This window comes from Pseudomonas sp. CCI1.1, assembly GCF_034348165.1.
Classification (GTDB): Bacteria; Pseudomonadota; Gammaproteobacteria; order Pseudomonadales; family Pseudomonadaceae; genus Aquipseudomonas; species Aquipseudomonas paracarnis.
Genome location: NZ_CP133780.1, coordinates 6,237,289 through 6,252,526, shown reverse-complemented (window position 1 = coordinate 6,252,526; position 15,238 = coordinate 6,237,289). Strand labels below are relative to the sequence as shown.

The following is a 15,238-nucleotide window of genomic DNA, read 5'->3' as shown; positions in this document are numbered from 1 at the left end:
GCTTCTGAATTCCGGAAGACTCAGTCGCTCTTGGGCTTCCGCGATCGTGCAGGAGAACGTGATCGCGAGCTCGTGCCAGACTTCGTCGAAGTCGCTGAGGTCTGGGTCTTTCCCAGGTTGTTCACCTCACCAATGGCTGTGAGCAATGCCGTGGTTAGGTTTCGATCCAGCGATCCGCGCTCCGGGTCTGCATCGCCAGTGATATCGGCGACAGTGAAAACAGGTGCACCCGTTTCATCGCAAATACTGGCCGCAATCCGGCCGGCGATGCCGTCCTGCATCCCGGCGGATGCAATCAAGTCGCTGACCGCAGCCCGGTATCCCAGCGGGCGCACAAAGACATCGCCCTCCAGGGCTTTGCCTCCCTGCTCCCACTTGATCGTTTTCTTCACAGGGGCGCCGGTAAAGGCACCGACCCCCTTGAGGCTTTCAATGCTGAGCTTCATGGCTTGTCCTTAAGTGGTCTTGCGGATCCAGGCTGAACCGCCAGAGCGCTGAATCGTCGCGGCGGTGGTCACAACGGTGTTGGCCGCAAAGTCGAACGGGAAGTCGGAGACGTACCCGTCGAAAACAAACCAGGTTCGTGTTGGCGGAAGAATGAAATCATCACCATCACCAAGTTCTGCAGTAGCGGTAGCACCGGAGCCTGCGCCGCCGGTGAATGCGACAGTTGGTGCACTGGTGTAACCGGTGCCCGGAGATGTGATGTTGATGCCGGTAACCGAACCGTCGGCGATGATGGCCGTTGCCGTAGCGCCTGTACCGCCACCACCCGTGATCGCCACTGTCGGCGCCGTGGTATAGCCAGTACCGCCAGACAAGACACTGATGGCCGCAAGAGAGCCCGTAGTGCCAATGGTAGGGGCAATGCCTTTCCCGTCAGACCAGCCAACAACCCAGCGGATGCTCTCGATAGAGTCGTCTTCAGATAGCTGGTGAAGGCGCACGTGCGATGCATTCCGAGGATCTGCGTTCAGGCTGAGTGTGGCCTGGCCCGGAGTTCGAAGCCCGCGCATATAGCTGCGTACCGTCTCACTCAGGCATGTGGTCTCGATCTGGTCGGCAGGGTTGCCGCCAGGACTGAATGCGGTGGCGCATTCGATCTCCATAACTTCGAAGACCGACGGATTACCAGCAGTGGGTACCGCGGCGTAAATCTGGGTTCCCTGTGAAAGGATCGACATGGCGTTCTCCAAATGTCGGGCATAAAAAAACCCGCACTCGGCGGGGTTGGTTTGGGTTGCTGCGTTATCGAGGAACGAGCCAGCTCACGTCGAAGCTGTACCGGTAATTCTTTGTGGACGGGTCGCGGCTTTCACCGCGCCAGCGGATGATGTAGGCCTTCAGCTCAATGGCGTCCCTGATTGCCCTGGCAACCGCCCGGGCGTCCTTTCCCGTCGTGGCGTACACATCGACCTGCAACGTGTAGCCGTCGGTGTCTGGACGCCCAGCCAGGTAGTTCTCGGGGTCACCACCGATGGTCTGCCAGACTGCGTAAGGCTTTTGTCCATCCTGCGGTGCATCACCGAACGGATAGAAACGTTGCGGGCTTGATCCAAGCACTGCGATCACCCCAGCATCCAGGGCGCATACGGCGTTGATTGGTGCGAACATCAGCTGCTCCTGGCCTTCTCGGCCCGACGTATTGCCCGGTCGAGACCTTTCACGAACTGAGTGGCGAACTCATTGGTAACTTCGCCGATATGATCTTCCAGGGCTGGGCGGGCCACGGGGTCCGCAGCAATATGCTCGGTACCAAACTCAAGCAGCCGCCAGTGTGGTGTCGGCGCGCTCTTCTCGGTGCTGCCGTTCTTGACCAGTACCGCGCCGTGCAGCACGCCAACGCGAAAGCCCAGATCACCAGTACGGCGAAACAGTCGGCCGTTCCAGCGCAGCACGATATTGTCAGCAATTGAGCGGCCCGTGTCCGGATCATCCCAGCGTCGGGCGCCTTCTTTGAAGTTCTTGGCAACCATCTCAGCAGCACGCCGAAGCGCGGTGCGACCGGTCTTGCGCTTGACCTCATCGTTCACGGTGGCCAACTTTCCGAGCAGACTGTCGATGCCGATCAAACTGAACTTGACTTCATCGACCATCGTTCACGCCCTTGCTGACCGGCAGCGTCAAATACTCAAGACCTGAAACGTTGTCCGGCAGTGAGCCGGCAATGTTGTAAACCTCACCGCGGTGGACGATACGCATCGTGGGCAGCAAGCCCGCGCGGTACCGAACAACAATCTTGGCTGTTACCTCAGATTGCGTCGCCTGCGCCGCCAAGAACTCCCTTGCGCTCAAGGGCTCTACCGACGCCGGGCAACGCTCCCAGACGGTTTCCCACCTCACAGGAAGTTCGGTGTTGTCTTCTGGGTCGCGATCCACCACCGGCTTCTGGATATCGATGCGGTGCCGCAACCGACCGGCGCGCATTACACACCCATCCGGATGCGGTACGGCATCAACAAGGCCTTGCTTGTCAGTGGTAGCTCTGTGGCAATGGTGCCCGTCACCACCTCCTCACGGTTCGCGAACAGGTGCCCAAGCTTGAGAAGGCACGCCGCCTCAATACCCTTGTTGATGACAATCCCCAACTCATCCATGTCGATCACTTCGAAAGCATCCGCCAGCGCCTGGCGCGCACGCTCGCGCAGCCGGCAGCGGTCTTCGAAGTTTTCAGGGTCGTCGGCTACTACCAGCGCCGCGCGGTAAGTGGCGCGCGCCGCATGGGTCCGCTGAAGAGTGGTGGACTTTGCAAGATCCGCAGCGGCCTGATCGACAAAGAACCGTCGCTGAAGGAACTGCTGAGCAGCTTCCTCGGCGCCGTCCAATTGCGACTGCACCATGTCCTGGTCCTCAGGCTCCGCGAGCAGATGCTTCATGGCCAGTTCGATATCGATCACACTCATGACTATTCGGCCTTCTTCTTGGTTTGTGATTTCGGCGCCGATTTGTTATCCAGTTCCGGGGCCTTTTTGTTTTCCTGGGTCTCGGCTGCTTTCACTGCGTAATCCTCGACCATCCCGTTGCGGCGAAGCTCGCGGGCGTCTAATTCAGAGGCCTCGATATCAGAACGCGGCGGTGCATATGCCCCGCGCCACTCGAAGCCTTTGATGGTTTTCAGTTTGATATCTGTCATCGGATAAAGAGCCCGGTTGCCCGGGCTCATCCTCGTATCAGGTAGGACCCAGACTTATGGCGTAGGGTCAGCAAATGGGCCGTGAACGAACGACTGCGGACGGTACACCGCGAGTGCCAGGCGCTCTTCTGCACGGATGGTCACCATGTTCTTGGTGAAGTTGTCCGCGTCTTCGGTCGAAACTTCGACGTTCGCGTCTTCGCGGTCAAAGACCTGAGCCGCCATATCGAACGCGCCGACCATGAACTCGCCCTGCGGCATTGCGTTGGTGTCGACCACCGGCAGGCGCCACATGCGAGGCTGGCCGCCTTCCTGGACATTTACCCAGATGTAGCTACCGGTAGTGTCCTTCGCCAGTTCCATGTCGGCCCAGTCAATCGGGTTCAGCACGATGGCGCTGGCACGATATTCGGCGATTCGCACCTGTAGAATCGCCCGGCGCAGCAAATCAATCTTGGTGTCGCCGTCTTTGCGTAGCGCTTCGTTGAAGGCTGTGGCCTGAGGGATCAGACCCAGAAGATTCTGGCCGGTACCATTGCCCGCCAAGATCTGGTTTTCCTCGACGTACTTCAGCCCGTAGATCGCACGGCCGTCGATGTAGCTTTGCAACAGCGGCACGTCGGCCAAGACTTGCTTCGAAGCACGGAACCAATGCGCGATGGTTTTGACGGTAGTGGTAATCAGTTCGTACGACAGATCCGACTGCGGTTTTGCAGCAGTCTCAGCAACCGGGGCCGCCATATTCTGAAAGCCCGACTCGCGCACATACTCAATGGCGTTCGAGTTCGTACGGCCAGGCATGATCAGATCGCGAATAGTGAACGGTCGATCCGGGCCCTGGATGATGCCTGGTACTCGGGTCGGTTCGATGGCGACACCGACGCCGCCAGTGCCAGTGGTTGCGCTGGTAATGCTCGTAACGGCCTTGAGCCGCATACGCGCCACGCCGCGGCCCTTTTCCGCAAGACCTTTGAAGTCATCACCATCGGTAAATTGTTCGCCGATGGATTTGGTTCCCTCCTCATTGGGGGCGCCCCGGCGGGTGAGTTTTTGCTCAACCTCGTTCAGGCGATCCTGCAGGCCCAGGCCATCTTTGACCAAGCCATCCAGAATGGTTTTGGTGTCATCCAGGATTTTTCCGTGGGCCTTGATTTCTTCGCCTGCTTTTTCGGCGAATACCTTGATGTCGTTGTCACGCTTGCTCAGCGCGTCCATGACATCCTTCAGCTCCAGCTGGTCCCCGGCGCGCTCTTTGCGCTGCATTTGACGCTGTTCAGCGCGTGCTTCATTGCTCAAATAGTTCATGAGTGATTCCTTAAAACTGCGGGAGAGACAGGCCTTGGCTCAACTGCGCATGCAGTGCCTTGGCAACTTGGGTTTCAGCCTGGTCGCCCGCGGACTCGCTCCGGAGCAGATGCTGCAATCCACGGTTGGCAATCACCGCAGATTGAGTTTTCGAGAAGCCTGCCTCGCGCAGGAGCAGCTCAAATTCGGGAAGTGAAGGTAGCCCGCCGTGGGCCAGCTTAGACTTGATGGTGTCGGTACGTGCCTCGTCGTTGGCCGGAACCGTCACAATGGAAATTTCCACCAGGTCCAATTTGGTCAGTGTTCGAATCCTGGTCTTCTCGTCGAAGCTCGACTCACGCACGTAGTAACCGATGGAAAGGCCCGTGATTGATCGGGATTGCATGCCGCGCATCGCGATGCGCGCATATGGCGCATCCGCAAGCCAGAGCTCACCATCACCGAAAAGCCCCTTGGTGTCTTCTTTCAATGTGTCCATGGACCAGGAACCGATTGGTTCGGCGGTGCGGTGCTGCCAGAGCACAGGCAAGGACCTGCCCTTCGCCTTGAGCTCGGAGATAGACTCAAGGAACGCACCGGGCGCTACCACCTCGTTGTAGCTGTCAACGACGCCGAACACTGATCCGTAGCCAGAAAAAAGGCCGTCATCGCTGACAGCCTTTACGTCGTAATCAAAAGAGCGGTACTTCACCGCCAGAGACTGGTCTTTGCGTTTCATTCCTGGTTCCCCTTGGGGGTTTCATTGAGCCAGTCCAGTAGCGCGGAACGGGCTTGTTGGGCATCACCCGATCCCTCGCCAAGCTTGTCTATAGGCAGCATGTTGGATTGGACGGTGAGCTTTGCCGCGTTACCGCCCATGGGGGCAAGGTTCTCCTTGATCCGGCAATCATCGCGGGTATAGATACCGTTCTGTGTCATCGAGCTATAAAACGCCGCACGAGCAGCGCTATCGGCACGCAACAAGCCTTCAGGGTTGAACTTGGCATAGAAGCGGCGCCGCTCATCAGGGCGAAGTAGCCGCCGGTTGATACTCTGCTCGATTCGCTTCATCCACGGCAGCAGGGTGAAGCTCAGGAAGCCGAGCATCTGTTGCTCCATACCGGTACCCCAGCTGGTGCTATTGGATGTGTGACCTACCATCCAGGGCGGCGTACGGAACCAGCGGCAGATCTCTTCAACATTGAAAGCTCGGGTCTGCAGCATCTGAGCATCCTCGGGCGTCATAGACACCTGCTGATACTTCATGCCGGCCTCAAGCACCATGGTCTTGCCAGTGTTAACGGCACCTGCAAACTTCGCCGCCATATCCTCGCGGATGTCCTCCCGCTGCGCTTTGTTGAGAATCTGATCGGTCGATAGAACACCGCCGAGCTTCATGCCGTTGGCAAACATTTTGCTGGCGGACTCATCAGCCGCCATCGCGGCACCAAAGACATTCCGCCCCATAGCCAGTGGACTGAGCCCACACATGGGGTCCGTGCCGAACCCTCGTGTATGCATCATCTGCTCATCAAGCAGAGTGTGGGATTTACCTAGGGTGTCGATGAACCGGTATTCAATTTCGCCCGTGCTTAGGCGCCTTGGCGGCGAAACAGCCTGGGGCAGAATGAACTCAAGCGACGATATCTCCGTGCCAACCCTGTGCGGTTCGTTGAAGCTATTGCCGCTGAGCAGGAGGCTCGCCACAACGCACTCCCAAAACTCCACCGGGGTCTGGTCGGCGTTTGGCTGCTGGCTGATGACCCGGTGTACAGGGTGAGATGACGCCACCACAGGCACACCGTTTTTATCTTCGTACAGCGCGATTGGCAGAGTGGCGAGTGTTTCAGCAATTAGCCGAACACAGGCCCAGACCGTTGAAAGCTGCAGCGCCGTTTGCTGGCTTACCGTTTTGCCCGAGGCAGAATCTGTGCCGTAGAAGCTGTTCCAGAAAGATTTATCACCAAGGCCAATCCGGCGCCCAACCCATCCAGCCAGTGAGGATTTTACAAGGCTGGGCTCTGCCGATTTGATCAGGGCCTGCCGCAGTACGGATTTGAGAGGTTTATTCACCAGTCAGCCCCTTACGGATGAATGCAGCCGCAGCCAAGAAAGAAGCAGCGCAAGCGATCAGTGCCCAGCCGAGGCCGACCAAGACAAATACCCCGGCGACGAACAGGCACAGCGCGGCCACGGCCGCCACAATAAAGAGGATCAGGCCTGTATCCATGGTTGTGTTATCCAACAATGATTGGTTTTGAGAAGAAGTCGCTGATGTTGCTGCTGTTGTCGTTGGCCAGAATCAGCGCCCGGCCGATGGCCATGATCAGCGCTACCGCGCCGTCGATCTTGTTGTCGTCCCCCTGCTTGATGGGCCTCACGACATCGTCGTTGCCTGGCATGTTTTTGCCAATCACGTTGGCGATACACCAGGTCATTATCGGATGCCCGTCGTGATGGAACCTGCCTGCGGTGATGGCCGCCTCGAGCTCCTTCATAGGGTCGGACATGTTGGTGTAGTTCTGCGTGATCGTGATTGGACTGAAGCCTTCGTCGTCGAGATCGTGGCTGAGGCCGGTTGCGCCGTGTGGGTCGATCGGACACTCGCGGACCGGCGCTTGGTGATTGGCTTCCTTGGTGTCTTCGAAGATTTCTCGGTAATCGATCTCGGCGCCGTCGGTGATTTCCAGATGCTTGGAGTTGATCCAGGCTTGGAAACGCTCGGACATACGCTTGTTGTCGCTGTCGTACGCAGTGTCATAGGGCACCCAGAACTTAGGCGCTACGCTGTAATAGTGCGTCTTGCCGTCAATGACTCGCCAGAACAGCCGCGCCCGTGAGTTCATGTCCAGTTTTCGCGCCAGGTCGAAGCCTGCAATCCACTCCTGTCCCTCAAACTGCTCGAGCGTGAGCGTGGTGTCTTCACACGATTTCCAGTCCTCCATGTTGAAGAAGCCCGACTTCGCGCTAACCCAGAGGTTGAGGTGCTTAGTTTTAAACGTGTTCGCGAAGCGAGCAGAGCGTATTGCCCTGGCTTGCTGGCTCTCCAGATACTCCTGGAACACCGAAACCCCGTGGTTCGGGTTGGCCTTGGCCAGCATCTTCGGATCGGTCCAGTCGTCTCCTTCGTCGAGCGTCCAGATCCAGCCGAACAACTCTTCGTCAGGAACAGTGCCGGCCAGCATCTCGACGACCTGGCGGCGTTTGTCGTAGCACGGGCCTTCAATGTCGGCGCCGGCCGTGGTGATGATGAACATCAGCGGCTGACGCCGGGCGCCCATGCCTGTGAGCATGGTGTCGTACTGGGCCGAGGTTGGGTGTTCGTGGTATTCGTCGACGATGGCGCAGCTCGGCGATGCACCGTCGCCCGGGTTACCGATCAATGGCTCGAACCGGCTGAAGTCGGACGGAATGTTCATGTTCGAGGCGTTCACCTCGATGCCGGCGGCCTGAATCAGCATCGGCGACTTGCTGACCATCAGTTTGGCGGGGCGAAAAACCTCCCACGCCTGCTTCTCTGTGGTCGCACCGGCGTACACCTCAGCACCAAACTCGCCATCGGCGACGAACATGCTGATGCCCACACCACCGGCAACAACTGACTTGCCGTTCTTCCTGGGGACCTCCCAGTAGCTTTCACGGAACCGGCGGTGCCCGCCCTTCTTCTTGACCCAGCCGAAAGTCACGGCCAGGCCGAAAAGCTGCCAGGGCTCCAGCGTGATCAGTTGACGCTTGAATGCCCACTCACCCTTGGTATGCGGCAGCAGCTGCATCAGCTTGAGCTTTTTCTCTGCCTTGGCCGGGTCGAACTTGAAACGGAACCCACGTTTGCGGCTAGCCGCCAGATCATCGAAGTGGCGCTGCACTGCCTGGTGGATGTAGCGGCACGCCGGCACCTTACCGCGGAGCAATGACCGTCCCCACGCCGTTGCCTTGTCGACATTGGGATGGGCAGATTTGGTCATCAGGTTCTCAGCAGGTTGGCAAATTCGTTGGTTTCTTTCTCCTTGTTGCCGCCGATGAGTCGTGTGCGGCTGGCCGGGTCCAGGCCCAGCATCGAACCGAATGTCACCATCTGGCGCATTGTTTCGTTCGCAGCGGTAAGTGCGGGGTTCTTCATCGGCCCGCCCGTGGCACCGGTAACGACGATGCCATGCTGCGTGATCGATTCCTGCGCAAGCCGCCAATTGTCGTAGGCGCTACAAAAGGCCTCGACGTTGTGTAGGTCCGTGATCGCCACCACGTTCTCGCGCAGCAACTCAGGAACAATCATGTTCCACATAGTGGCCGCCCGCGGGCTGAACCACTCTGGCGGGTCAATCTGGGTGATCTTGGAAAACTGCGGCTCGGCTGTGTTCAGCGCGCGCTTGCCGGGGTTTCCGGCTAGCGCTTTTTTGGCCGTTGGCTTGGGTTTGCGACCACGGCCGGCGACCGTGGCGGTGCCTCCCATCGCGCAACTCCTGACTTTTTAATTTCGCGGGTGTAAAAAAACGATTGAGGGCGCGGTCTAGAAGCGAAAAGGCCCAGACTTTCGACCCTCCCCCTCCCTTCCCGCACGAACCATTCTCATTTGATCGATTTTCACTGATTTTTCTGTGCTTTTTTGCTTTCAGCGCCGGGAATTGCCGAAACCACCATCCTCTGAGGCTGTTTTGCTGGAGTGGCACGGACCACACAGGCTCTGCCAGTTGTTCCGGTCCCAGAACAGGACCATGTCGCCCTTGTGCGGAACTATGTGGTCAACATCAGTCGCCGCGACCACCTTGCCTGCCTGCTCGCAACACCTGCATAGCGGATGCTTTGCCAGCCAGCCTGCCCTTGCCTGCTGCCACTTGTAGTTGTAGTGGCGCTTGGTGCTGCTCTCCCGAGGCTTGGCCCAGGTCGAACTCTTGAGTAGGTGGGCATGTTCATCGCAGTACCGAGGGTTTCGGGTCAGCGTGTTGCAGCCTTGGGCATTGCATGGCTTCTGCGGCCTCAAAGGCACGGGGTGCCATCCATGTACGTCAGTGATCGGGCATCAGGGCCTTGCTCAACCTGATCCTCTGCCAGTGCCTGTATCAACAGGCCTTGCTGCTCGGCCATTCGCTCGAGGATCGCCGTCTGCTTCTTCTGTTCATCCAGCAGACCTTGAATACCTGGCTGCAAGGAAGCAGTCACACCACCATCAAGCACAAGCAGCTGAACACCCAGCCGATCAGCCAAGGGCGCCAGGTTGTCTGCCATCCTTTGCCGCTGCTCCATTGTCAGTGGGCTCGGGCAAGTAACCACCAGCAGGTCGCCCTTGGCCGGGCTCATCTTCTGGATCTGGTCTGAATAGTTTTTCTGCTCGCTCATATGCCAGCCTCGTCATCTTGTTGATCCATTCGCGCCGGGCGGCGCATCCACTGCAGGCCATGATTCAACCTCGGCTACTTGTTCCGACGCTCAACGCCGTGAGGTGCTTTGTCGCAGCCAAGGCAGTGCTCGCAACTCAAAACCTTGCAGAGCCATGCCTTCACTCTCTGCCAGTAGGTCACCATGAACACGTGCCTGACGCCTGCCAATGCCAAGGACACATGGAGCGTAAGCCCGGCGGTAGTAGGGCCAAAGAAGATGTTTTGGTTTCGCGTCATTACGACAAAGCCGCTGATGGCAATAGCTGAATAGATCAGCTTGCCGAGGATGCCGTCTCTAACTTTCCCACTCAGGACACACCAGGCGGCCCACAGAGCGATAAGGCCGCAGGCTATGGAGTTGATCAGTTCAAGACTCATGGTGGATTGCCTCCCCCGAACCGCTGGCGAATCAGAGCCCAGAGGTCAGCGGCTTTAATGGCTCGGTTGATTGCTGCCAGGAGCGAGCCACCGAAGGTGCCCAGCAGAAAGCCGATTCCGGCAACAATGCTCGGCTCGGTCACGCCCAGATAGGCGCTTACCATTCCAGTCAGATAAAGCGAACAAGCGACACCGGTGATCAGGAAGATCAACCAGGCACGCCAGTCGGCAAGGTCATCCTTGTGCCACCAACTGGCAACGATTGCGCCGATCAGACCGGCGACTAGCCACTCGGTCTTATCGAGCAGGCGATGCAGAAACTCCATGCGCTCGACTCCGTGGGGCATGACCTGAATTGAATCGGCCCCAACAGCACTCCCAGCTCGGCGCAATGGGTGTGGTGGAGCCGAAAACGAAAAAGCCCCGGCATACGCCGAGGCTCGATTAACTGTACAAAGCAAAAAGCCCAACTCTAGGGTCGGGCTTTGCTCGCGGAAAAACCGCAAAGTAACTGAAATCTATATGCAGGGACCGGGGCTGTCAAGCGGCCTGACGGCGAATATCCAAAGCCCCGTCAATCCACGCGATACCCGCCTTCCAGAGCCCGCGCGTCTTCTCTTCGCCGAAGCCCATTTTCTTGCCGACCTCCATCAGCGAGCTGTCGCGGGTGGTGTAGTACTTCATCAGCACTTGGCCGCATTCCGGGTAGCGCTTGAGCAGTCGCCCCATAAGACCATCGATCATCAGGGCGTCGTCGTCGGTGATCATCGGCGAAAGGATGGTGTTCTCTCGGGACGCGCAGCACGAGACCCCAGATCCCAGTACAACCCAGCGGCCCCAATGCTCCAGCAGATCCTCGGCGGTGCGTTCTTTAAATGTCGGTGTGAAGGCCATGGCTCAATCCCCTGTGTAGTTGGTGCCGCCGGCGCCGCGACGGTTGTTCTGGTTGTACTGCTCAGACTCACCGCTGTACGGCTCCCCGAGGACTATTCGACTGAACCGCGCTTGAGGGCTCTCTTTCTCAAGGAATTCAACCCGGTTTTCAGCCGCCTGGAGACGCATGCTCAGCTGCGTCACCAGCACCTCCAGCGGCAGCGCTTCACCAGTTTCGACGGTGACCCAGCCCGATGCGTTGCACTGCACACAGGCCAGTTCGTGGAATACACCCTTGATCACTGCGCGACCACGGCATGCCGGGCACTTGGCCAGGTCGAGCTGGGCGGCACGGAATGCTGGGCCGTGGGATTTCTTCATTTGGCCTCCGGCAACTGAGCGCGAAGCTCAGATAGTTCTGCTTCAAGCTGGACGCAGCGGGCTCGGGTTCGATGCGCCCCTTCCATATGCTCGCGACTCATCGACACAAGGGCCAGGAACGCAATTGGTGTGGCTGCCTCATAGAAGTCGATCAGAGCGCCCTGGGCTGAATACATCGAGCACCTGTCTGCAATGATTTCAGCGATATCGCAACCGCCCGCCGTCGCGACTTTAGCCAGCCGGACTAACTCCGGGAGCGGGGTAAAACGCGCCTGATTCGCCATTTTTAAACCTCGCCTTTTATGGTTTCTGAATTTGGCTAGAGGCCGCGCCATTCAAGGCCTCGGCGTCATTGTGCGAATTTCCGTTTCTAGTCATGGTCGAGCGGTGAATAAGGTTCAAACCCTTCCCGTCTAACCAGTCGTGCCACTTCACCAACGCCTCGCGCTTGAGCAGTTCGGCCGACGTGTGAATGTAGGTCTGCACGTTGCGGGTCAGCGTGTGATTCACCAGCATCTCGCCGATGAGGAAGTCGACGCCCAGGTCTGTCCACCCGGTTCGGGCCACCTTGCGCAGGTCGTGGCTCGTCCACTCGCCCTTGCCCAGCCTGGTGAATACTGCGCAGGCCTGGCTGTCACTGATCGGCCCACGGCCTCGCGCCGGGAACACGTAGGTGCCCCTGTAGCCTTTGGCTGATTGCCAGTCCCGATACCGCTCCAGCAGCGCGCATACCTGGTGAGTCAGCGGTAAGTGATGCTCGCAGCGGGTCTTGGTGTTCTCGGTGGGAATAAACCACTCGCCCTGCTCGCCCAGGGTGAAGTGGGACCACTGCGCTTGCCTGGTCTCCCCTGCGCGCGTGCCGTGGCACAGCATCATCAGGGCCAGCATGCAATCCTGTGGGTGCTGATCGAAGCCGGCGGCCAGCTGCCCGATCACTTCCTCGAGCTGCACGGCGCGTAGGCGTGATGGCTTGGGCTGAATGCGGGCCTTGGTGAAGTCGGTGAACTTGAACCCTGCGATGGGGTTAGTGGTGATCAGGCGCAACTTCTCGGCCTGGCGAAACGCAACCACCAGCACGCCCCACATCAATCGGACGTAGGACAGCGACATTTCAGCCTGCATCGGCCACATGACCAGCTTGTCGAGCGTGGAACGGTCCACGGCCTCCACGGCGATATCGGCAAGCCGCGGCTTCAGGTGGCAGGAGATTATCGAGGTGTTGGTAGACCGGCGCTTGGACGACAGACTGCGATCAACGGCCTGGCGGGCGGTAAACCAGTCCAGCAGATCGCCGACAGTCTGCAAGGTGCCGGCGGCGGCCGAGGCCTTTGGGTCAGCGGCCAGACGCTCGCGGATCTTCGGCAACGCGACGATCAACCCCTTCACCGGCAACTGAGGAAACGCGGCGATCTTGTCCCACTTGCCGCCCGACACCAGGTACCAAGTGCCGCGTTCGCGGTTTTGATGAAAGCGGAAGTACACGCCTGGGTATCGAGCATCGCGCAGGTCGCGCACGCTGGTATTGCCGGCCTGCCGGCGGATCTCCGCATCGGTAAACGAAGTGAGCATTGTCTGGGTCATGCAGCGACCTTGGTTTGAGGTTGAAGAAGGTAGGCCCTGATTGCCTCAATGGCGTCGACGTGCCCACGGCAAACGATGGCCAGATAACCCTGATCGGTAAGCGCCTGCAGATATGCGTCCTGGGCCGGGGAAACGTCGGCGTCATAGGGCGCCCTGGCTTTGAATTCGATGTACAGCCCGAAATAACCACCGCGAGCCATCGGCAGCACTAGATCGGGAACTCCGGCTTTCACGCCCTGCTCTTTCAGCTTCATCGCCACCAGCTTGTGCCGGTGCCCGCCGTTCGGGACGTGATAGATCAACTTGGCGGCCGCCGGGTAGCGCAGGCTGATTTCCTTGATCAGCGCGGCCTGCTCCAGGCCTTCACGATCCACAGACTTGGCGCGCGCGGGCTTCGGACTGAACGGCTTCGCGGTGAACGGCTTCAAAGCTTCACCTTCCCTTCCCGAATGAGGATGTCCTGGGTGCGCATGACGCCCTCGGCCAGGTACAACCGAACGTCGTCACGACTCAATTGCACAGGTGCACGCAGGCGGCCGTCGGCGATGTCATGGCAGTACCCGCATGCCCAGGCGGCCTGGAAGTCGTTCGGCTTCATGCCCATACCGCAGGTGCCGCCAAGGCGGTAGTGCGCCAGGACAGTGGTGGACGGTTCGCAAGAGCAGCCAGGAAACCGAACCTGGCAGTCACGGTCACGCGCGGCCTTCGTGAGCTTGCTCATTGCGCCTCCCAATACCGAATCTGGCCAGCAACTCTTGGCGGGCAGCTTTGCCATCCGTCTTGATGCCCATCCGGGCGACTTGCGCACTGGCAACTCGCTCGGTGAGCTCAGAAGCCAGATCGGCGGCCGACTTGTTGCCGTCATAACCAATACCCACTGCGATTTCTTCGAGCGGGAGCCCCTGCACCAGCCGGCGTATGGTGATGTCGTAAGCCCGGTCAAACACCTTGCTGGCCTTCTCCGGGATCAAGTCGCCGAGGTTATGCAGCTCGCACTGCAAGGCTGCATGACGGACTGCCGGGTGAGACCAGGTGCGCGCACCAAAACGACTTGGGTGGGAGTTTTCGAGCGCCTCACGGAACGCCTTGTCGTGGGAAGGAATGCCCAGCATCTCGGGTGTCGGCTGGCACCACTTGATGAACTTGCCGACGCTTGGCGCGAAGTCTCCCCCGATCTGCCGGCAGTTCTGCAGCCCGTATCGGATCTGCTCAAGGGTCGTGATCCCTGCAACGATGAATGCCTTGATCCAGCTGCGCTTGGCGGCATTCAGCGATTCAGCATCAGGCCAAGCCTGTTTCCAGGCCGGGAAAATCGCCTGCAATTCTTTGAACAGCGCGTTCACGACGTCGGCGGTACCTGGCGGCAACTGCTTCGGCTGAACCAGCGTTACCGGCGGAAGATTGCCCATCGTGCTGAGCAGCTGTTCGGTGCTGCGTGGCTTCTTGATTTCCATCACAGATCCCCCAGATCGTTCGCCCAGCTGGTGTCATCGAAGTCAGGAGCCTTGCCCTGCCCCGAAGCTTTCACGCGTTCGCGCTTGACCCACTGAACCAGCCGGTAGCACCAGCCGGCGGAGGTGTCGATGGTTGCTGGCTTGGCGACGAAGAACCCCATGAACGCCCGGATCGCCGCTTCAGGGACGGCATCGGCAGGAAGCCCGGCGATAGTGATTTGATCGGACAGCCCCTTCTCGTTCGGAACCCAGGTGGCGAACATGGCGAAGCGCTGGCGATCATCCTGCGGTTCGATGGCGGCGCTGTTCTGTTCGGCGAGCGCGGCATCAATCTCGCGCTGCTGCAGCTGCTCTTCGGTTCCTTGATGGTTAAGTGGTGGATTGGGTGCAGCTGCTGCACCCCGTTCTGTTCCAGGCTGCACCCCGTTCTGTTGTGCGTTGCACCCCGTTGCGTCATCTGCACCCCGTTTTGTACGGGGTGCAGGATTTGCACCCCGCGATATCTGAAGGTCGTAAACGACTGGGCGGCGGTCATGACGATCGATGTGCACAGCGGCGATAGCCTGATTGCCCTTCTGGATCAACCCGGACTTCTCCAGATCGTCCAGCTTGTAGCGGACGGTACGCTCAGACAGGCCGGTGTCCTGTGCCAGGGTCGAGGCGGATGGAAAGGCACCAGCACCGTTAGGCCCGGCGTAGTTGGCGAGGCAAAGCAGCACGTGACGCGCGCTCGAATCTTTGAGAATTTCCGTTGGCAGGGCAAGCGCCCAGCCCATTGC

At 59.2% G+C, this 15,238-nt stretch carries 25 protein-coding genes; all 25 read right to left on the bottom strand.

Annotated elements, in window-relative coordinates:
- Positions 1–20: 20 nt before the first annotated feature.
- Positions 21–446 (bottom strand): phage tail assembly chaperone family protein, TAC, encoded by a 426-nt coding sequence (locus tag RHM69_RS28375; protein WP_122756878.1) that lies wholly within the window; start codon positions 444–446, stop codon positions 21–23.
- A gap of 9 nt (positions 447–455) precedes the next feature.
- Positions 456–1,184: a phage tail tube protein gene (locus RHM69_RS31190; protein ID WP_416151967.1), complete on the bottom strand. Its 729-nt coding sequence runs from the start codon at positions 1,182–1,184 to the stop codon at positions 456–458.
- 64 nt (positions 1,185–1,248) lie between these two features.
- The gene (locus tag RHM69_RS28360; protein WP_282375506.1) at positions 1,249–1,614 is read right to left on the bottom strand and encodes a DUF3168 domain-containing protein; all 366 of its coding nucleotides are present in this window, start codon (positions 1,612–1,614) and stop codon (positions 1,249–1,251) included.
- Entirely contained in the window at positions 1,614–2,096 is a 483-nt protein-coding gene (locus tag RHM69_RS28355) for an HK97-gp10 family putative phage morphogenesis protein (RefSeq protein ID WP_282375508.1), read from the bottom strand. The genes RHM69_RS28360 and RHM69_RS28355 overlap by 1 nt, the downstream gene beginning before the upstream one ends.
- Positions 2,086–2,427 (bottom strand): phage head closure protein, encoded by a 342-nt coding sequence (locus tag RHM69_RS28350; RefSeq protein ID WP_282375510.1) that lies wholly within the window; start codon positions 2,425–2,427, stop codon positions 2,086–2,088. Before RHM69_RS28350 ends, RHM69_RS28355 begins: the two co-directional genes overlap by 11 nt.
- Complete coding sequence (locus tag RHM69_RS28345) at positions 2,427–2,903, bottom strand: head-tail connector protein (RefSeq protein ID WP_282375512.1); 477 nt, start codon at positions 2,901–2,903, stop codon at positions 2,427–2,429. The genes RHM69_RS28350 and RHM69_RS28345 overlap by 1 nt, the downstream gene beginning before the upstream one ends.
- 2 nt (positions 2,904–2,905) lie before the next feature.
- Positions 2,906–3,163, bottom strand: a complete 258-nt coding sequence (locus RHM69_RS28340) for a hypothetical protein (RefSeq protein WP_282375516.1) — start codon at positions 3,161–3,163, stop codon at positions 2,906–2,908.
- A 24-nt stretch (positions 3,164–3,187) separates the two neighbouring features.
- Positions 3,188–4,438 (bottom strand): phage major capsid protein, encoded by a 1,251-nt coding sequence (locus RHM69_RS28335; protein ID WP_322255333.1) that lies wholly within the window; start codon positions 4,436–4,438, stop codon positions 3,188–3,190.
- Positions 4,439–4,448: 10 nt separating this feature from the next.
- Positions 4,449–5,156, bottom strand: coding sequence for an HK97 family phage prohead protease (locus RHM69_RS28330; protein WP_282375520.1), 708 nt, complete (start codon positions 5,154–5,156; stop codon positions 4,449–4,451).
- Positions 5,153–6,490, bottom strand: coding sequence for a phage portal protein (locus RHM69_RS28325; protein ID WP_282375522.1), 1,338 nt, complete (start codon positions 6,488–6,490; stop codon positions 5,153–5,155). The genes RHM69_RS28330 and RHM69_RS28325 overlap by 4 nt, the downstream gene beginning before the upstream one ends.
- Positions 6,483–6,647: a hypothetical protein gene (locus RHM69_RS28320; RefSeq protein WP_282375524.1), complete on the bottom strand. Its 165-nt coding sequence runs from the start codon at positions 6,645–6,647 to the stop codon at positions 6,483–6,485. The genes RHM69_RS28325 and RHM69_RS28320 overlap by 8 nt, the downstream gene beginning before the upstream one ends.
- Positions 6,648–6,654: 7 nt before the next feature.
- Positions 6,655–8,382 (bottom strand): terminase large subunit, encoded by a 1,728-nt coding sequence (locus tag RHM69_RS28315; protein WP_282375526.1) that lies wholly within the window; start codon positions 8,380–8,382, stop codon positions 6,655–6,657.
- On the bottom strand, positions 8,382–8,867 hold the full coding sequence (locus RHM69_RS28310) for a phage terminase small subunit P27 family (protein ID WP_282375528.1): 486 nt from the start codon (positions 8,865–8,867) through the stop codon (positions 8,382–8,384). The genes RHM69_RS28315 and RHM69_RS28310 overlap by 1 nt, the downstream gene beginning before the upstream one ends.
- A gap of 159 nt (positions 8,868–9,026) precedes the next feature.
- The gene (locus tag RHM69_RS28305; RefSeq protein WP_282375530.1) at positions 9,027–9,401 is read right to left on the bottom strand and encodes an HNH endonuclease signature motif containing protein; all 375 of its coding nucleotides are present in this window, start codon (positions 9,399–9,401) and stop codon (positions 9,027–9,029) included.
- Positions 9,392–9,751: a hypothetical protein gene (locus RHM69_RS28300; protein ID WP_322255332.1), complete on the bottom strand. Its 360-nt coding sequence runs from the start codon at positions 9,749–9,751 to the stop codon at positions 9,392–9,394. Before RHM69_RS28300 ends, RHM69_RS28305 begins: the two co-directional genes overlap by 10 nt.
- Positions 9,752–9,825: 74 nt before the next feature.
- On the bottom strand, positions 9,826–10,170 hold the full coding sequence (locus RHM69_RS28295) for a hypothetical protein (protein WP_282375533.1): 345 nt from the start codon (positions 10,168–10,170) through the stop codon (positions 9,826–9,828).
- Positions 10,167–10,496 carry an MFS transporter gene (locus tag RHM69_RS28290; protein WP_282375536.1) on the bottom strand — a complete coding sequence of 110 codons (330 nt, stop codon included), beginning with the start codon at positions 10,494–10,496 and terminating at the stop codon, positions 10,167–10,169. Before RHM69_RS28290 ends, RHM69_RS28295 begins: the two co-directional genes overlap by 4 nt.
- A 214-nt stretch (positions 10,497–10,710) precedes the next feature.
- Positions 10,711–11,064 (bottom strand): antiterminator Q family protein, encoded by a 354-nt coding sequence (locus tag RHM69_RS28285; RefSeq protein WP_128876626.1) that lies wholly within the window; start codon positions 11,062–11,064, stop codon positions 10,711–10,713.
- A gap of 3 nt (positions 11,065–11,067) precedes the next feature.
- Positions 11,068–11,424 (bottom strand): hypothetical protein, encoded by a 357-nt coding sequence (locus tag RHM69_RS28280; protein WP_282375547.1) that lies wholly within the window; start codon positions 11,422–11,424, stop codon positions 11,068–11,070.
- Positions 11,421–11,708 (bottom strand): hypothetical protein, encoded by a 288-nt coding sequence (locus RHM69_RS28275; protein WP_282375549.1) that lies wholly within the window; start codon positions 11,706–11,708, stop codon positions 11,421–11,423. Before RHM69_RS28275 ends, RHM69_RS28280 begins: the two co-directional genes overlap by 4 nt.
- Positions 11,709–11,724: 16 nt before the next feature.
- Entirely contained in the window at positions 11,725–13,005 is a 1,281-nt protein-coding gene (locus RHM69_RS28270; protein ID WP_282375551.1) for a tyrosine-type recombinase/integrase, read from the bottom strand.
- Positions 13,002–13,433, bottom strand: a complete 432-nt coding sequence (locus RHM69_RS28265) for a VRR-NUC domain-containing protein (protein WP_282375552.1) — start codon at positions 13,431–13,433, stop codon at positions 13,002–13,004. The genes RHM69_RS28270 and RHM69_RS28265 overlap by 4 nt, the downstream gene beginning before the upstream one ends.
- On the bottom strand, positions 13,430–13,726 hold the full coding sequence (locus RHM69_RS28260; RefSeq protein WP_282375554.1) for a DUF1364 domain-containing protein: 297 nt from the start codon (positions 13,724–13,726) through the stop codon (positions 13,430–13,432). The genes RHM69_RS28265 and RHM69_RS28260 overlap by 4 nt, the downstream gene beginning before the upstream one ends.
- Positions 13,698–14,459 carry a replication protein P gene (locus tag RHM69_RS28255; RefSeq protein WP_282375556.1) on the bottom strand — a complete coding sequence of 254 codons (762 nt, stop codon included), beginning with the start codon at positions 14,457–14,459 and terminating at the stop codon, positions 13,698–13,700. The genes RHM69_RS28260 and RHM69_RS28255 overlap by 29 nt, the downstream gene beginning before the upstream one ends.
- A complete protein-coding gene (locus RHM69_RS28250) occupies positions 14,459–15,235 on the bottom strand; it encodes a helix-turn-helix domain-containing protein (RefSeq protein ID WP_282375594.1) in 777 nt (258 codons plus the stop codon). Before RHM69_RS28250 ends, RHM69_RS28255 begins: the two co-directional genes overlap by 1 nt.
- Between the last annotated feature and the right edge of the window lie 3 nt (positions 15,236–15,238).

Bases quoted from the DNA above. Each gene is read 5' to 3' on its own strand.
- RHM69_RS28375 (WP_122756878.1), bottom strand. From the start codon at position 446: ATGAAGCTCAGCATTGAAAGCCTCAAGGGGGTCGGTGCCTTTACCGGC.
- RHM69_RS31190 (WP_416151967.1), bottom strand. From the start codon at position 1,184: ATGTCGATCCTTTCACAGGGAACCCAGATTTACGCCGCGGTACCCACT.
- RHM69_RS28360 (WP_282375506.1), bottom strand. From the start codon at position 1,614: ATGTTCGCACCAATCAACGCCGTATGCGCCCTGGATGCTGGGGTGATC.
- RHM69_RS28355 (WP_282375508.1), bottom strand. From the start codon at position 2,096: ATGGTCGATGAAGTCAAGTTCAGTTTGATCGGCATCGACAGTCTGCTC.
- RHM69_RS28350 (WP_282375510.1), bottom strand. From the start codon at position 2,427: ATGCGCGCCGGTCGGTTGCGGCACCGCATCGATATCCAGAAGCCGGTG.
- RHM69_RS28345 (WP_282375512.1), bottom strand. From the start codon at position 2,903: ATGAGTGTGATCGATATCGAACTGGCCATGAAGCATCTGCTCGCGGAG.
- RHM69_RS28340 (WP_282375516.1), bottom strand. From the start codon at position 3,163: ATGAGCCCGGGCAACCGGGCTCTTTATCCGATGACAGATATCAAACTG.
- RHM69_RS28335 (WP_322255333.1), bottom strand. From the start codon at position 4,438: ATGAACTATTTGAGCAATGAAGCACGCGCTGAACAGCGTCAAATGCAG.
- RHM69_RS28330 (WP_282375520.1), bottom strand. From the start codon at position 5,156: ATGAAACGCAAAGACCAGTCTCTGGCGGTGAAGTACCGCTCTTTTGAT.
- RHM69_RS28320 (WP_282375524.1), bottom strand. From the start codon at position 6,647: ATGGATACAGGCCTGATCCTCTTTATTGTGGCGGCCGTGGCCGCGCTG.
- RHM69_RS28315 (WP_282375526.1), bottom strand. From the start codon at position 8,382: ATGACCAAATCTGCCCATCCCAATGTCGACAAGGCAACGGCGTGGGGA.
- RHM69_RS28310 (WP_282375528.1), bottom strand. From the start codon at position 8,867: ATGGGAGGCACCGCCACGGTCGCCGGCCGTGGTCGCAAACCCAAGCCA.
- RHM69_RS28300 (WP_322255332.1), bottom strand. From the start codon at position 9,751: ATGAGCGAGCAGAAAAACTATTCAGACCAGATCCAGAAGATGAGCCCG.
- RHM69_RS28295 (WP_282375533.1), bottom strand. From the start codon at position 10,170: ATGAGTCTTGAACTGATCAACTCCATAGCCTGCGGCCTTATCGCTCTG.
- RHM69_RS28290 (WP_282375536.1), bottom strand. From the start codon at position 10,496: ATGGAGTTTCTGCATCGCCTGCTCGATAAGACCGAGTGGCTAGTCGCC.
- RHM69_RS28285 (WP_128876626.1), bottom strand. From the start codon at position 11,064: ATGGCCTTCACACCGACATTTAAAGAACGCACCGCCGAGGATCTGCTG.
- RHM69_RS28280 (WP_282375547.1), bottom strand. From the start codon at position 11,424: ATGAAGAAATCCCACGGCCCAGCATTCCGTGCCGCCCAGCTCGACCTG.
- RHM69_RS28275 (WP_282375549.1), bottom strand. From the start codon at position 11,708: ATGGCGAATCAGGCGCGTTTTACCCCGCTCCCGGAGTTAGTCCGGCTG.
- RHM69_RS28270 (WP_282375551.1), bottom strand. From the start codon at position 13,005: ATGACCCAGACAATGCTCACTTCGTTTACCGATGCGGAGATCCGCCGG.
- RHM69_RS28260 (WP_282375554.1), bottom strand. From the start codon at position 13,726: ATGAGCAAGCTCACGAAGGCCGCGCGTGACCGTGACTGCCAGGTTCGG.
- RHM69_RS28255 (WP_282375556.1), bottom strand. From the start codon at position 14,459: ATGGAAATCAAGAAGCCACGCAGCACCGAACAGCTGCTCAGCACGATG.
- RHM69_RS28250 (WP_282375594.1), bottom strand. From the start codon at position 15,235: ATGGGCTGGGCGCTTGCCCTGCCAACGGAAATTCTCAAAGATTCGAGC.